Genomic DNA, 15,448 nt, shown 5'->3' with positions numbered 1-15,448 from the left:
GGTGCGCCAAAGGGGGGCCGTTCACCCCAGTCCGGGACGAAGTCGACGCGGGGCCGACGCGGACGCGAGGGGCACACCGCTCGGGAGCCGCGGCCGCTCGCGAGACCTCGACTGGCTGAGGCGAGCGAACACAAGACGGCCGGGCCTGCCACAGAACTTCCCGGGATGGTGAAACATCGGCTGGAGACCGAGCGATGGCCCTGCCGACAAGATCTCGGGCAGCCACGCAGGGGGACCAAGCATGGGGATCGCGGAACGCGTCCAAGAGCTCAGCGCCAAGATCCGGAGCCAGAAGGCGGGGATCCAGACCGAGGAGGCCACGAAGAATGCGTTCGTGATGCCGTTCATCAGCAGCGTGCTGGGCTACGACGTCTTCAACCCTTCGGAGGTCGTCCCGGAGTTCACCGCCGACGTCGGCACCAAGAAGGGCGAAAAGATCGATTACGCCCTCGTGCAAGGCGGCGAGGTCCAGATCCTCATTGAGGTCAAGAAGATCGCCGAGCCGCTGCGCGTCGAGCACGCCTCCCAACTCTTTCGCTACTTCGCCGTCACCCACGCTCGCGTCGCCATCCTGACCAACGGCGAGGTATACGAGTTCTACACTGACCTCGACGCGCCGAACCGCATGGACGACAAGCCCTTCCTGGTCCTGGACCTCGCGGCCGTCGACAGCACCCTGCTCCCCGAGGTCGCCAAGCTGACCAGAGAGTCTTTCGACGTCGACTCGGTCATCAGTGCAGCCGGTGAGCTCAAGTACATCGGACAGATCAAGCGCATCCTCGCGGCCGAGTTCAAGAACCCCTCCGACGAGCTCGTGCGGTTCCTCGCCGCCCAGGTGTACAGCGGGCGATCGTTCACCCAGCGCGTGCGGGAGCAGTTCAGCCCGCTCGTCGGCAAGGCCACCAACCAGTTCATCAACGAGCAGGTCAACACCCGACTCAAGACTGCCCTCGGCGGCAACGACGCGACCTACGACACCACGCCAGTGGCGCAGCCGGCGGCACCGAACTCCGATCCCGTCGGCTCAACGACCGACATCGCGGACTCCGACGACGGCGCGGACCGCAAGGGTGAGGTCGAGACCACCGACGAGGAACTCGAGGGTTACCGCGTCATCAAGGCCATCGTCTGCAGCGAAGTAGCCGCGGCCAGGGTGATCGGCCGTGACAGCAAGACCTACTTCGCCGTCCTCCTCGACGACAACAACCGCAAGTCCATCGCCAGACTGTGGTTCAACCGCTCGAAGAAGTACCTCGGAGTCTTCGACGAGAACAAGGTCGAGACGCGACTTCCGATCGAGAGCGCAGAGGACATCTACCGGCATGCCGACCACCTCCGAGCCACCGTCGCGAGCCACCTCGCGAAGGCGGCCTGACAGAGACATTGCCGTAGGTGGTCCGTCCCTCGCCGCAACTCGGCCGGGCGCTGGGTGAACAGGGGGCCGGATCTCGATCTCCCACGAGAGTGAGCGCTTCCCGCGAGCTCGCCGCTTCGCCGGTGCAGGAGCCGAACCTCCCGCCGTAGGCGCTCCGAGCGCCGACGACCGGCTCGACGACCGACCCGAACATGGGAAGGCCCGCTGATCTGGTCTCGTACCAGTGTCAGAGGGCCTGCCCTGCTCGTCGGGACGACCAGACTTTGAACCGCGACCCCCTGCCCTCAGAGCCTGCGGGTCGGGAGCCTCGCTGGCGGAGGCGTCGCCATCAGGGGTCCGATCGAGCCTGTCCACCGACGGCGCTGAGGGGACTGGCGTCTCATCACTCACAGCGCGCGTGCATCGCAGGCACGAGTGCACTCGAGGCCACGACGGTTCCTGCGGCCCGCCTTAAAGAGCTCCGGACCGTTCGACACGAGCCTCGGGACGACCTAGCGTCATCGAGGCGAGGCGGTTGGACCAACATCGCGGGGTCGCACCACGACCCGCACCACATCCGACTCGTTCAGCCGCTCGAAGGAGATCCATCGAGCGCTGAGCTGCGTCGGGACGACAGGATTCGAACCTGCGACCCCTTGACCCCCAGAGCCCGCGAACCCGTCGACCAACGCTGCTACCAGCGACAACAGAGGCGCTCAGCGTCGCACAACTCGCACCACGGGCACCGAGCGGCAGCATTTCGCACCACGACTCTCACCACGACGGAGATCAACAACGTGGGCGGCGGAACCAATCGCTCGAAGCACCAAGCGCTTCCGGCCGTCGGGAGGTTCGACAGCCGAAGTCAGGTCCCAGCGGGCAGGTGGACAGAGGGCTCGGGGGCGAGAAGTTGCTGAGCTGAGCGCTGGCATCAGGCCGCCAGCCGCAGAGGCCAGCGCCCTCAGGAGGGCGGCGAGCGCGAGCGCCAGTCCCTGACCCCTCAGACATCCCATGGGCTGTGAGGTCAAGCTGCCGCGAGGGTGCGGTGGGCCCAGGCGGTGGTCTCGTTGTAGGGGGTTCGGGTCTTGAGGCAGCCGTGCAGGATGCCGACGAGGCGGTTGCCGAGTTGTCGTAGCGCGGCGTGGTGGCTGGTGCCGCGGGTGCGGAGCTGGTCGTAGTAGGCCCGGGCGCCGGGTGATGCGGTCAGGGCGCAGAAGGCCCATTGATGGGTGGCGTCGCCGAGGCGGCGGTTGCGGGCGTAGCGGGCGAGCACGACGGTCTTGCGCCCCGAAGCGCGGGTGATCGGGGAGGTCCCGGCGTAGTTCCGTCGGGCCTTGTGATCGTGGTACCGGTGCGGGTCGTCGCCGAACTCGGCGAGCACGCGGGCGCCCAGCACGGTCCCCAGACCCGGCTGGCTGAGGTAGACCTCAGCGTCCGGGTGCCGGCCAAAACCCTGCGCCACCACCTCCTCCAACGCCGGGATCTGGGCGTTGAGCCCCACGATCAGCCGCACCTGCGAGGCGGCGATGGTGGCGTAGGCCGCCTCGATCGCCGCCGCCTGGCGCAGCGCCGGCGCCCGCAACACCGCCTGGATCGCCTCGGTCTTGGCCTCGACCTCACGGCGCCGGGCCCGCTGGAGGACCGCGGCGATCTTCGAGCGCGACAGCCGCGCAGCCCGGTCCGGGTCGCCGGCGCGCTCGAGGAGTTCGAGCGCGTCGGGGTCAGCGAGCTCCAGCTTCGCCGCAGTGAGGGCCTCGAGGGCGGCGGGGAAGTACTCCCGCAGCGCCTGACGCAGCCGCTGCAGATGCCGGGTCCGCTCCCAGATCAGCGACTGGTGCGACCGCGCGACCAGCTTCAGCCCCTCGACCTCGGCACTGTCGCCGGCCACCGGGCGGTGATGGGCCCGGTCCAGGCGCACGATCTCGCCCAGCACATGGGCATCACCCGAATCGGACTTCGCCCCCGACGTCGAGTGCCGCTCCCGGTACCGGGCTGCTGACATCGGATTGATCGCAAACACCTGATACCCGGCCGCGACCAGCGCGGCCACCCACGGGCCCCGGTCGGTCTCGATCCCCACGATCACCTCGCCCTCGGCGAGCATCCCGGTCTCCGGGTCGATCACCTCCTCGCTGAGGTGCTCGGCCAGCAGCTCGTGCAACCGCGACATGCCCGCCATGCCCTCAGGCAGCCGAGCCTTCGCCAACCGGCGCCCCGCGTCGTCGAGGATCTCCACGTCGTGGTGGTCCTCGGCCCAGTCATCACCCACGAACAGCACCACGTCGCGACCTCCGAGCGCGCCAGTCGAACTTCCCGTCCGGCAGCGCGGAGCAGACCAGCCGCGACCTAATGGTCAAGTGCTCACCGCCGCCGCACTCGAGGGCGGGGCACGTCATCCCATCAGCGATCCACGGCCTGCTCACGACCGGCGGGCGCACGATCTGAGGCTAGAGCTGACCATCGCCCGGAACAGCGGAGTGCTGACCCACTGGCCGCTACCGCAGCCAAGCCTGGCAGAACCAGCCCCGGCGGGCCCCATTAGAGCACGCGGCAGGGCCACAGTCCCCGCGAGGTCAGCTCGGTTGACCGCCGCCAACCGCACCCCACGAGGCTTGACGGCAAACGTTCCCGTAGGAACTATTTCCTCTCGAACAGGTTGGCCCGGGACGGCGTCCTCGGCCGGTTGCGCGAGAGAGGACTCGTTCCGTGCACCTCACGCCCAAGGACGAGGACCGGCTGTTGTTGTTCTGCGCCGCGGAGCTGGCGCGACGTCGCCGGGACCGGGGCCTGCAGCTCTCCTATCCCGAAGCCCGCGCCCTCATCGCCGACGAGGTCGTCGAGGCCGCGCGGTCTGGCGCGAGCGTCCCGGAGGCCGCGGCAGCCGGTGCCGGCCTACTCACCGAGGACGACCTGCTCCCCGGCGTCGCCCCACTGGTGGGGACCGTGCAGGTGGAGGGTTTCTTCGACGACGGCCAGAAGCTGGTGACCATTCACGACCCGATCCGACCGGGTCAGGGCGCCGGCGCAGGTGAGGCGATGCCGGAACCCGGCGAGCTCCTCGTCGCCGACGGCGAGATCGAGCTCAACGAGGGTCGGGACACCGTGGAGCTCACCGTCGTGAACACCGGGGACCGGCCCGTCCAGGTGGGCTCGCACTTCCACTTCTTCGAGGTGAACAGGTCCCTGCGCTTCGACCGGCGCTCTGCCTTCGGCACCCACCTGGACATCGCCGCCGGCACCGCCGTGCGCTTCGAGCCCGGCTCCGAGCACGACGTGACGCTCGTTCCTCTCGGCGGCTCGCGAGAGGTGTACGGACTGAACGAGATGACCGACGGTCCGCTGGACGGTCAGCCCGGCGACGACCTCATGACCCGATTGCGCGCCGCCGGATTCCTCGACACCGGCGCGTCCTGAAACCCGAACCTGGGAGGATCCATGGCGACGCGCATCTCGCGGCGGCAGTACGCGGAACTGTTCGGACCCACGACCGGCGACCGCGTGCGGCTGGCCGACACCGAGCTGCTGGCCCGGATCGATCGGGACGACACACGCTACGGCGACGAGTCGGTCTTCGGCGGGGGCAAGACCATGCGTGAGGGCATGGCCGTGCACAACACGGCCACCACCGCCGAGGGCGCGCTGGATTTCGTGATCACCAACGTCCTGCTCATGGACCCCGTGCTGGGCATCCGCAAGGCCGACATCGGCATCGCCGGCGGCCGGATCGTCGGCGTCGGCAAAGCCGGCAATCCGCGCACGATGGACGGCGTCGACCCGGACCTCGTCATCGGGGCCGGCACCGATGTGCGCGCCGGCGAGGGGATGATCGCAACCCCCGGCGCGATCGACGTCCACGTCCACTTCGACAGCGCGGGCCTCGTGGAGGAGGCGATCTCCAGCGGTGTCACCACGATGATCGGCGGCGGGCTGGGACCGGTCACCGTCGGCATCACCAGCTCGGGTCCGACCAACCTCGCCCGCATGCTCCGGTCGGCCGAGGCGTTCCCGATGAACATGGGATTCCTCGCCAACGGATCCGCGGCGAGCACCGCCCCGCTCCTCGAGCAGGGACTCGCCGGCGCCATCGGGTACAAGATCCACGAGGACTGGGGAGCCACACCCGCGGCGATCCGCGCCTCGCTCGACGCGGGCGACGAACTGGGCCTGCAGGTGCAGATCCACACCGACACCCTCAACGAAGCGGGGTTCTTCGAGGACACGATGCGCGCCATCGGCGGCCGCACCATCCACGCCTACCACGCCGAGGGAGCGGGCGGCGGTCACGCGCCAGACATCCTGCGGGTCGTCGGCGAGTCCCACTGCCTGCCCTCGTCGACCAACCCGACCAACCCGTACACGCGCAACACCTTTGACGAGCACCTCGACATGGTGATGGTGTGCCACCACCTCAATCCGCGGATCCCCGAGGACGTGGCCTTCGCGGAGTCTCGGATCCGCCGGGAGACGATCGCAGCCGAGGACGTCCTGCACGATCTGGGTGCCATCTCGGCCATGGGCTCGGACTCGCAAGGGATGGGCCGGATCGGCGAGAGCGTCGCGCGGACCTGGCAGCTCGCCTCCCACATGCGGGCGAACCGGGAACAGCTGCCCGAGGACCGCGGCACCGGAGCCGACAACGCGCGCATCCTGCGGTACCTCGCCAAGATCACGATCAACCCTGCGCGGATCTTCGGGATCGACCACACCGTCGGGTCGCTCGAGCCCGGCAAGCTCGCCGACATCGTGCTCTGGGACCCCAAGTTCTTCGGGATCCGGCCCGAGGTCGTGTTCAAGGGCGGCTTCCCGGCGTGGTCGGTGATGGGGGAGGCCAACGCCTCGCTGATGACCTGCGAGCCCCTGCGCTACCGGCCCCAGTGGGCCGCGTTCGGTCGTACCCCGGCCGACGTGTCCGTCACCTTCGGTGCGCAGGCCGCGGTGGAGGCCGGGCTGGCCGAGAGCCTCGATCTCGCGACGCCGATGGTCGGCTGTCGCGGCGCGCGCTCGCTGACGAAGGCGGACCTGTTGCACAACGACCACAGCCCCGAGATCACCGTGGACCCGGAGACCTACCGCGTCGTGGTCGACGGCGAGCTCTGCACGAGCGTGCCCATGACATCGGTCCCGCTCGGCCGTCGCTACACGCTGAAGTAGGGAGGACGCGATGACGAGCGCCGTCCGGATCGGGGTCGGGGGCCCGGTGGGATCGGGCAAGACCCGCCTCGTCGAGAGCCTCCTGCCGCTGCTCGCCGGCGTGGGCCTCGAGGTCGCGGTGATCACGAACGACCTGGTCACCGACGAGGACGCCCGGCGGGTGCGTGCGAGCGGGCTCATCGACCCGGCCCGGGTGCGCGCGGTCGAGACGGGCGCCTGCCCGCACACCGCGATCCGCGAGGACCCGTCGGCGAACCAGGCCGTCGCCGAGGAGCTCGAGACGGCCGTCCCCGGGCTCGACGTCCTGCTCGTCGAGTCCGGCGGGGACAACCTCGCCGCCACCTTCACCGGCGAGCTGGTTGACTACTGGATCTTCGTGATCGACACGGCCGGGGGCGACGACGTCCCGCGAAAGCGAGGTCTCGGGCTCCTGCAGGCCGACCTCCTCGTCGTCAACAAGATCGACCTGGCCCCGCACGTCGGCGCGGACCTCGACCGGATGCACGCCGACACGGCCGCGGCACGGCCGGACCGCCCGACCGTCTTCACCGACCTCGCCTCGGGTCGAGGGCTCGCCGAGCTCTTCGACCTCCTCGTCCGGGAGGCCCGCCTGCCCGCGGCGGCGGCGCGGTGACGGCGAACCCCGAGTCCGTGGACGTCGAGACCGGCGACGGCAGCCTGGAGATCGACCTAGTCCGCCGCGTCGACGGGCGCACCGGGGTCGCCGCGCTCGTGCAGCGCTTCCCGCAGCGCGTCACGGCACCGATGTACCTCGACGATGACGCCCCGGGCGCCGCGTACCTCTGCGTGCAGAACCCGACCGGCGCGCTCTTCGACGGCGACCATCTCCGGACCCGTGTCCACGTCGGCCCGGGGGCTGGCCTGCAGCTCGGGGACCAGTCGGCGACCCAGGTGATGCCGAGCCGCTCGGCGTCCCAACGTTTCGCGTTCCGCGTCGACGGCGGCGGTGTCCTGGAGCACATCCCGCACCCCGTCGTCCCGCACCGGGGCGCGACGTTCGCCCAAGACACGGAGATCGACCTGCGCGGCGACGCCGTCTACCTCGGCTGGGAGATCCTTGCACCCGGTCGTGTCGGGCACGGCGAACGCTTCGTCTACGCGTCGGTGTCGCAGCGCCTGTGCCTGCGCTGCGACGGCGAGCCCGTCGCCCGGGAGAACCTCACGCTCGTGCCGGCGGGCGCCGACCCACGGACGCCGGGGACCCTCGGCGCCGCCGACCACCTGGCCACGGCCGTGTTCGCCGCTCCCGCCCGGACCGAGGTCGTCGAGGCGCTGGCTCCGATGCTGACCGCCGCGCTCGCCGACGTCCCGTACGTGCGCGGGGCGGCCAGCCCGCTGCCCGAGACGGTCGGTGTCACCGTCCGGGTGCTCGCCACCCGTGCGCCCGCCCTGCGGGCCGCGCTGCGCACCGCCTGGGCACTCGCCCGACGCGAGCTGCTGGGACGGCACCGGCTACCCGGGAGGATCTGAGATGCCCGACGGGATGCCTGCGACCTGCAGCGCGATCCTGGGACACCGTGACGATCCGGACTTCGCCGACCGAGTCGTCGACCACCTCGACGTGGGGTGGGGCGACGCGACCAAGCACCGCAGGCTCGCGGCGACGGCCCGAGGGCGGACGGTCGCCCTGGACCTCCCGCGCGGGACTTTCCTGGTCGACGGGGCGGTCCTCGTCGACGACGGGGACGTGGTGGTGGCCGTGCGACGCCCGGCGGAGGACGCGATCGTGATCCCGCTCGACGAGCTGCGCGGGCCCGAGGCATGCCGCCGCGCGCTCCTGCTGGGGCACCGGCTCGGCAACCAGCATGCGCCGCTGGAGTTCGTGGGCACGGAGCTGCGCACCCCGCTCGTCACCGGGGCCCCCACCGCCGAGGCGGCGCTGGCCGCGCTGGGTCTCCCCGGCGGCGTGCGGCGCGTACCGCTCGCCGCGCGCGGATGGGCGTCGACCTCGGCCGACCACCGGGAGGGTCACCACCATGGTTGAGCCGACCGACCCCGATCACGCCGCGCTCTCGTGGCTGCAGCTCCAGGACAGCGCGCTCCCTTCGGGACGCTTCGTGCACTCCTACGGGCTGGAGGCCTGGCTCGCGGCGTTCCCGGCCGCAGGGGAGGCCGAGGTCGCGACGCTCGCCGGGCGCTTCGTCGCGGGGTCGGTGGCGACGCTGGACGCCGTCGTCCTCGCCCACACCGCCGACGCCGACCACACCGAGCTCGTCCGCCTCGATCGGCTCCTGCTCTCGTACAAGACCGCGGCATCGGCCCGCAGCTCGTCGCAGACCGGCGGGCAGCGCCTCGCCCGCCTCGCGATCGACGCCTTCGACGGGCTCGACGCCTCGCCCTACCTCGCCGAGGTCGCCGCCGGCGCCGTGCCGGGCAACCTCGCCGTGGTCGAGGGTCATGTCCACGCCGAGCTCGGTGTCCCGGTACGGAACGCGGTCCTCGGTCACCTGCGGGCGGCGTACGCCGGTTTCCTGTCCGCCGGGGTCCGTCTCGGTCGCCTCGGACCGGTGGCCGTCCAGCGACTGGTGCACCGCCACCGCGCGGCGCTCTCCGAGCTCGCGGGCCTCGCCGCGTCCCGGAGCCTCGACGACCTCGGGAGCAGCGTCCCGGAGCTCGACCTCTACGCGATGACCCACGAGACGCGGACGGCGCGGCTGTTCGCGACCTGACGAGCACGTCAGAGCGAGGCGAGGACGTCGTACTCGAGGTCGGACGGCGCGGCGATGTAGACGTTCTGGTGCACGCGCCCGTTGCGGACATCGATGCGACCGCGCGGGCCGCAGTAGGTCAGTCGCTCGGCGGCCGCCATGACCTCGGGGAGCGCGATGCTCTGTGCGCGCTCGACGAGCGTCGACAGCAGCTGCATCCCCTCGTAGCAGGACTCCCCGACGCTGTTGAGCACCGGCGCCTCGACGCCGAAGGAACTCACGAAGTCCGCGCTGAAGCGGAGGTTGTCCGCGGTCGGGAGCGCCTCGAAGTAGCCAGCCGCTGTGTAGAGGTCTCGCGTGGCCGACGCCCCCGACGCCATCAGCATGTTCTCGTCCATCAGGGGAGTCAGGCGCTGCCACCGCGTCTCTAGCCCCGCCTCGGCGAACTGCCGGTTGAACTCGACCGCGTCGGTGCCGACGAGGAACATCAGCACGCCCTCGGAGTCCGCTCGTTCGATCTGCCGGAGGGCCGGCCCGAAGTCCGTGGTGCCGAGGGGCACGAACACCTCGTCGAGGATGTCGATGCCGGCGGCGCGGGCGCCGGCTCGCGTGGCCACGACCGACCGGCGCGGCCAGGCGTAGTCGTTGCCGACAACCGACCACCGGCGCGTCCCGAACTCCCTGGCCATCCAGTGCAGGGCGGGTACGACCTGGGCGTCCGGCGTCTCCCCGGTGAACAGCACCTCCGGCTGGTGCAGCCCGCCCTCGTAGAGCGCGGTGAACACGTACGGCACCCGGCTGGCGATCCGCGGGGCCACGACGTCGCGGACGGCAGAGATGTGCCATCCGACGACCGCGTCGATGTGGTCCGCACGCAGGAGGCGATCGACCTCGTCCGCCACCGCGCCGGGGTCGCGACCACCGTCGACGACGCGGAGGGACACCTCGCGGCCGAGGAGGCCGTCGGCGGCGTTGAGTTGCATAACGGCCAGGTCCGCGCACAGCTCGCACGACGGCCCGTACATCCCCGCGCTGCCCTGGAGCGGGACGACCAGCGCCACGCGTACCGATTCGTGCACGTCACCACCGTCCCTCTCGAGCGGTCAGTGGTTCCCGTCACGGATGCTAGCCGCCCGTAGGAACTGGTTCACCAGCAGAACAGTGCCGGTGTGAACATTTCACGAGTAACGTTTCCGTCGTGGCGACGGGAACCGATCTCGCTCTTCCCCTCCTGCTCGCTCGTCTGTACGACGAGGTGCTCCGCCGTTACAACGAAGCCCTACGGACGGTCGGGTGCACGGCCGAGGAGTGGTGGGTGCTGACGTTCCTCGCCCGGGAGGGCGGGCGCCCGATGCACGAGATCGCCGAGTTTGCGGGCCTGCCCAAGCCGACGCTGACCAAGGTGGTCGACCGGATGGTGGCCGGCAACCTCGCCTATCGTCGGGTCGACGTCACCGACCGGCGCCGCGTCCTCGTCTCCTGCACGGTCCGCGGCCTCGAGACGCACGCGCGAGCCCGCGGCGCGGTCGGTGCCGTCGAGGCCGATCTCGAGCGCCTCGTCGGCGGCGCGAAGTTGGCGGGTCTGCGCGACGCTCTCGCCGAAGCGGCATCTCGCCTGCCGTGACCTGCGCTCCTCGGCCCTCGACCACGACGAACAGGGACACGCGAAAGGGCAAGATCGTCGTGACTCGGTCACCCGCCGAGGCGTGAGCCGACCGCCCCGTCGGTCCCACCTGGGCGACTCACGTCTCCGCCAGCGTCTGTTCCCTCACAGCGCGGAGGCATACCAGGCACGAGTGCACCCGACGGGACTTCGGTCTCAGCGAACCGCACCGAAGCCTCCGGGCCATTCGACACGAGCCCGCGAGCGACCTAGCGTCACCCAGGCGAGGCGGTCGGACCGACCTCGAGAGGGTCGCACCACGACCCGCTCCACATCCGACTCGCTCAGCCGCTCGACGGAGATCCATCGAGCGCTGAGCTGCGTCGGGACGACAGGATTCGAACCTGCGACCCCTTGACCCCCAGTCAAGTGCGCTACCAAGCTGCGCCACGTCCCGAACATTCGCACACGTGGGTGCGACGGCTCTGACGATACCTCACGCCGGCGTCGCCTCCAGGTAGCGGGTCACGAGCACGGTGAGCTCGTGGACGAGGTCCACGCGGTCCCCGGGTGGGTCCAGGGACGGGTGCTCGAGCACCCCGTTGACGGTCCCCTGCTCCACCGCGCGGACGATGACCTCGGACCGCCGACACGGCGACCGCCGCCCGCCCACGATCGCCGGGACGCGCAGTGGTCGGTGGCCCCACTGACCACGTCCCGACGCCTACCCTCCGGCACCACGATCGTGCCGGTGGTGGAGGAGACGCAGGATGGCAGCAGCAGCAGCTCGCGCGTCGCGCCGGCGGCGCGCGGCCCACGCCGGGGTCGCCGTCCTCGTCCTCCTGTTCGCAGCGTGCGGCACGAGCCGGAGTGCGGCAGGACCCGACGCACCGACGACGACGACGCCGCCACCGGCGAGCGGCGGCGAGGGGCGTGACCCGCTGCGCCAGCCGTTCGCGTCGGACAGCATCTGGAACACACCGGTCGGCAGTGCGGCGGTCTACGTGCCGGCCGGGCTCCAGCCGCTGCCCGGCGGGCGGCGCACGGGGCGCGTCCCCCAGATCGACGACGAACCGATCATCTTGACCCCCGAGGCCCCGGAGACGCCCATCCTGTTCAGCGACGCCGCCTTCGAGGGCGATCGCTGCGGGGGCGACCCGCGGACGGTGCTGCGGACCGCACCGATCCCCGCCGGCTACGTGCTGCCCAGCGACAACAACAACCAGAGCGCGGCGATCCTCGGCGCCGACCGTCGGACGGTGATCAACGTGCAGCCGCTCGCCCGCTGCGCGCCGGGGGGTCCCGCGACGAGCCTCGTGTACTTCCCCGACACCGATCTGTACGGGCCGGGCGTCGACGGCTCGCACGGGGGCTCGGGGCTGTCGTCCCTCGGCGGTTCGATCCGGCTCGGGGAGCTGCGGCCCGGACAGCAGGGGCCCAGCCATGCCCTGAAGGTCAACGTCTACGCCCGCGGCGAGCTGACCCGGTGCGCGGACTCCGCCGACTGCTCCCGCTGGCCGGCACGTAAGGCCGACCGCTACGGCCCGGAGGAGTACGGCACCGAGGGGAACCAGAACCCGGCCATGCGGCTGGGCGCCCTGCTGACCCTGCCCCCGTCGGTCGACCTGGACGGTATCGGCCTCACCACCGAACCCGGGCGCCAGCTCGCGTGGACGCTGCAGAACTACGGCGCCTACGTCGTCGACGACGCCTTCGGTCCGCAGTTCGCCCTCAACGCCGAGGTCGGCCCGGCGGGGTCGATGCGTGAGCAGTTCCGCTCCGACTGGGGATACGACTTCGAGGTCGGCTCCGACGTCACCGACAACCCGTGGGCGGAGGACGTCAAGCGGATCCGCGCGCTTCTCCACGTCGTCGACAACAACGGGCCCGACAGCGTCGGCGGCGGAGGGACGCCCCGCCAACCCCTCTTGCCGCCCCTGGGTGAGCCGCCGCCGCGCACCGTGGTGCAGCCGCCGCTGGAGGCCCAGCCGTCGGCCCCGACGCTGGTGCGCTGACGATCCTCCGTAGCCCGGGCTCCGCCCCCGCGGCGACGCGCGTCGGGACGACTCCCCTACGTGATCGGCGTCCCCATGACGGCGGTCACACGTGCGCACAGCCGGACATGGTGTTACCGCTACCTTGGGTATCACTAACCACAGGTAACAGTGACCCGTGGTACGGCTTGGAGGAGATCATGACGACCGCAGAGAAGGACATCTCGCACCGGGCGGACGTCGCGACACGGCTGCTCGACTCGTCCGACCAGCTCTCCTACGACCCCGTGCGCGAGGTGGACTGGGACAGCCCCGTCGACCCGCTGCACCACGGAGCCAGTCCGGAGTGGAGCACGCTCTACGGCACGTCCTACTGGGACGAGATGACCGAGGAGCAGCGCGCGGCCCTGACCCGCCAGGAGGCGGCGTCGGTCGCGAGCACCGGCATCTGGTTCGAGATGATCCTGCAGCAGATGGTGATCCGGGACTTCTACGCGAAGGACCCGACGGACCCCGCGTTCCAGTGGGCGCTCACCGAGATCGCCGACGAGTGCCGACACTCGATCATGTTCGCGCGCGGCGCGGAGAAGCTCGGTGCGCCGGCGTACCGCCCGCCGCAGTACGTGGTCGAGGGCGGACGCGTGTTCAAGACCCTCGCCCGGGGCGAGGCCGCCTACGCCGCGATCCTCGTGGCCGAGGAGGTCCTCGACGTCATGCAGCGCGACTGGATGCGGGACGAGCGCATCGCCCCGTTCGCGCGCACGATCAACAACATCCACGTCGTGGAAGAGGCGCGGCACATGCGCTTCGCCCGCGAGGAGACCCGCGAGCGGCTGCAGGGTGCGGGCGCCGCCCGCCGGCAGTTCAACGCCCTCGTGGTCGCCTTCGCCGGCTACTTCATCGTCACGAGCATGTGGAACGGCAAGGTCTACGAGAACGCGGGCCTCGACCCGAAGCGGGCCAAGCGCGAGGCCAGGCGCAACCAGAACCACCGCGCCCTGCTGCGCTCGAGCTGCGCCGGCCTCATGGAGTTCCTCGACTCCGCGGGCCTGCTCACCGCGCCGGCCAAGGCGATCTACCGCGCCGCGCACGTCCTCTAGGACCCAGAAGGAACACCGAGGACCAGGCATGCCCTACGCCATCACGCAGTTGTGCTGCACCGACGCCTCGTGCGTGACGGCGTGCCCGGTCAACTGCATCCACCCGACGCCCGACGAACCCGACTTCGGCACCACCGACATGCTCTACGTCGACCCGCGGACGTGCATCGACTGCGGGGCGTGCGCCGAGGTGTGCCCGGTCGACGCGGTCCATCCCGTCGAGTCCCTCACCGGTGCGCTCGCGGACTACCCGGCGATCAACGCCGAGTACTTCGCCGGCACCGAACCGGCGGGGCCGCCCGAGGGCTCGCCGCTGTTCCACGACTGGGGCCCGGTGCGGTTCGACCGCGTCCTGCCGGCCGACTTCCCGGAGCTCGACGTCGCGGTGGTCGGCAGCGGGCCCGCCGGGATGTACACGGTGCAGGACCTGCTCCTGCACACCACGGCCCGCGTCACGCTCTACGACCGGCTCCCGGTCGCGGGCGGCCTCGTGCGGTTCGGGGTGGCGCCCGACCACCCGGACACCAAACGCATCGGTGAGTCCTTCGCCCGCTACCACGACCACCACCGGCTGCGCCTGCGTCTCGGCACGGACATCGGGACCGACGTCGACGTCGACGAGCTGGCCCGTCGCCACGACGCCGTCGTCTACGCGGTCGGCGCGCCGACCTCGAAGACCCTCGGCGTGCCGGGCGAGGAGCTCGTCGGCAACCTGCCCTCGACGACGGTGGTCGGTTGGTACAACGGCCACCCCGAGATCGGCGCCGACGCCGTCGATGTGGACGCGGCGGGCGCCGAGCGGGTCGCGGTGGTCGGCACCGGCAACGTCGCGCTCGACGTCGCCCGGGTCCTCACCGCCGACCCGGCGCGGCTCGCGAACAGTGCGATCGCCCCGGCCGCCCTCGAGCGCCTGCGATCGAGCCGTGTCCGCGAGGTCGTGCTGCTCGGGCGGCGCGGGCCGGAGCACGCCGCCTACACCCGCGGCGAGCTGCTCGCCCTGCGCCACCGCGACGACCTCGAGGTCGTCGTCGACGACCACGACCCCCGGGTGGGCGAGGCGATCGACGCCGCGGCGCCCGGTGACCACGCGGCGCTGCTGCAGGGCCTGCGGCGTGTCCGCTCCGAGGACGCCCCGCCGAGCACGGGACGCCGGCGGGTCGTCCTGCGGTTCCACGCGCCGACGTTGGCGCTGCTGGGCGACGAGCACGTGTCCGGGGTCCGGGTCGGCGGGCCGGACGGGCCGACCGAGCTGCGCGCGGGGCTCGTCGTGCGGGCTGTCGGCCACCGGGGACGCCCGCTCGCGGGCCTGCCGTTCGACGAGGAGACCGGCACCGTCCCGCACCGCGGCGGGCGTGTGGACGGCCGCGAGGGCACCTACGTGGTGGGCTGGATCAAGCGCGGCCCCGGCGGCGGCATCGGCGTCAACCGCCGGGACGCCGCCGAGACCGTCGCGTCGCTGATCGAGGACGGGAAGGGCGGGCGGATCGGCGCCCGTCCCCGTCGTGGCCTGCTGCGGCGGCGGGCGACCCGCCCGGTCTGAACGCAGCGCTGCGCGCACGGGCCGTCGCACGACATAG

At 71.3% G+C, this 15,448-nt stretch carries 14 protein-coding genes and 1 tRNA gene; 11 read left to right on the top strand and 4 right to left on the bottom strand.

Annotated elements, in window-relative coordinates:
* The first annotated feature begins 241 nt into the window (after positions 1–241).
* Positions 242–1,375, top strand: coding sequence for a type I restriction endonuclease (locus OG774_RS03870; protein ID WP_328306840.1), 1,134 nt, complete (start codon positions 242–244; stop codon positions 1,373–1,375).
* Between the two features lie 1,003 nt (positions 1,376–2,378).
* On the opposite strand, the gene OG774_RS03865 is transcribed toward OG774_RS03870, so the two are convergent.
* Positions 2,379–3,632: an IS110 family transposase gene (locus tag OG774_RS03865; protein ID WP_328310765.1), complete on the bottom strand. Its 1,254-nt coding sequence runs from the start codon at positions 3,630–3,632 to the stop codon at positions 2,379–2,381.
* A 428-nt stretch (positions 3,633–4,060) separates the two neighbouring features.
* On the opposite strand from OG774_RS03865, the gene OG774_RS03860 reads away from it, so the two are divergent.
* Genes OG774_RS03860 through OG774_RS03835 form a run of 6 tightly spaced genes read left to right on the top strand, consistent with a single transcriptional unit; the run spans position 4,061 to position 9,195 of the window.
* Positions 4,061–4,768 (top strand): urease subunit beta, encoded by a 708-nt coding sequence (locus OG774_RS03860; protein WP_328306838.1) that lies wholly within the window; start codon positions 4,061–4,063, stop codon positions 4,766–4,768.
* A 21-nt stretch (positions 4,769–4,789) separates the two neighbouring features.
* Positions 4,790–6,505, top strand: a complete 1,716-nt coding sequence (ureC, locus tag OG774_RS03855) for an urease subunit alpha (RefSeq protein WP_328306836.1) — start codon at positions 4,790–4,792, stop codon at positions 6,503–6,505.
* 10 nt (positions 6,506–6,515) lie between these two features.
* Positions 6,516–7,139, top strand: a complete 624-nt coding sequence (gene ureG / locus OG774_RS03850; RefSeq protein ID WP_328306834.1) for an urease accessory protein UreG — start codon at positions 6,516–6,518, stop codon at positions 7,137–7,139.
* A 17-nt stretch (positions 7,140–7,156) separates the two neighbouring features.
* Positions 7,157–7,996 (top strand): urease accessory protein UreD, encoded by an 840-nt coding sequence (locus tag OG774_RS03845; protein ID WP_328306832.1) that lies wholly within the window; start codon positions 7,157–7,159, stop codon positions 7,994–7,996.
* A gap of 1 nt (position 7,997) precedes the next feature.
* Complete coding sequence (locus OG774_RS03840) at positions 7,998–8,510, top strand: hypothetical protein (RefSeq protein ID WP_328306829.1); 513 nt, start codon at positions 7,998–8,000, stop codon at positions 8,508–8,510.
* Positions 8,503–9,195 (top strand): urease accessory protein UreF, encoded by a 693-nt coding sequence (locus OG774_RS03835; RefSeq protein ID WP_328306827.1) that lies wholly within the window; start codon positions 8,503–8,505, stop codon positions 9,193–9,195. Before OG774_RS03840 ends, OG774_RS03835 begins: the two co-directional genes overlap by 8 nt.
* Positions 9,196–9,203: 8 nt before the next feature.
* Here OG774_RS03835 and OG774_RS03830 read toward each other — a convergent pair whose 3' ends face one another.
* Entirely contained in the window at positions 9,204–10,253 is a 1,050-nt protein-coding gene (locus OG774_RS03830; RefSeq protein WP_328306825.1) for a substrate-binding domain-containing protein, read from the bottom strand.
* A gap of 119 nt (positions 10,254–10,372) precedes the next feature.
* Here OG774_RS03830 and OG774_RS03825 point away from each other — a divergent pair, with 119 nt between their 5' ends.
* Complete coding sequence (locus OG774_RS03825; RefSeq protein ID WP_328306823.1) at positions 10,373–10,798, top strand: MarR family winged helix-turn-helix transcriptional regulator; 426 nt, start codon at positions 10,373–10,375, stop codon at positions 10,796–10,798.
* A gap of 362 nt (positions 10,799–11,160) precedes the next feature.
* Here the strand turns inward: OG774_RS03825 and OG774_RS03820 are convergent.
* Together OG774_RS03820 and OG774_RS03815 are read right to left on the bottom strand one after the other, a co-directional pair.
* A tRNA-Pro gene (locus OG774_RS03820) sits at positions 11,161–11,234 on the bottom strand.
* Between the two features lie 39 nt (positions 11,235–11,273).
* Entirely contained in the window at positions 11,274–11,399 is a 126-nt protein-coding gene (locus OG774_RS03815) for a hypothetical protein (RefSeq protein ID WP_328306821.1), read from the bottom strand.
* Positions 11,400–11,547: 148 nt separating this feature from the next.
* Between OG774_RS03815 and OG774_RS03810 the strand changes: the two genes are divergently transcribed.
* The 3 genes from OG774_RS03810 (at position 11,548) to OG774_RS03800 (ending at position 15,411) form a co-directional block, all read left to right on the top strand.
* The gene (locus tag OG774_RS03810; RefSeq protein WP_328306819.1) at positions 11,548–12,792 is read left to right on the top strand and encodes a hypothetical protein; all 1,245 of its coding nucleotides are present in this window, start codon (positions 11,548–11,550) and stop codon (positions 12,790–12,792) included.
* 179 nt (positions 12,793–12,971) lie between these two features.
* A complete protein-coding gene (locus OG774_RS03805; RefSeq protein WP_328306817.1) occupies positions 12,972–13,871 on the top strand; it encodes an AurF N-oxygenase family protein in 900 nt (299 codons plus the stop codon).
* A gap of 28 nt (positions 13,872–13,899) precedes the next feature.
* Positions 13,900–15,411, top strand: a complete 1,512-nt coding sequence (locus OG774_RS03800; RefSeq protein WP_328306815.1) for an FAD-dependent oxidoreductase — start codon at positions 13,900–13,902, stop codon at positions 15,409–15,411.
* The last annotated feature ends 37 nt before the right edge of the window (positions 15,412–15,448 follow it).

This window comes from Actinomycetospora sp. NBC_00405 (assembly GCF_036044095.1).
Lineage (GTDB): Bacteria > Actinomycetota > Actinomycetes > Mycobacteriales > Pseudonocardiaceae > Actinomycetospora > Actinomycetospora callitridis.
The sequence above is the reverse complement of the archived record's forward strand: the minus strand, read 5'-3'. Positions and strand labels throughout refer to the sequence as shown.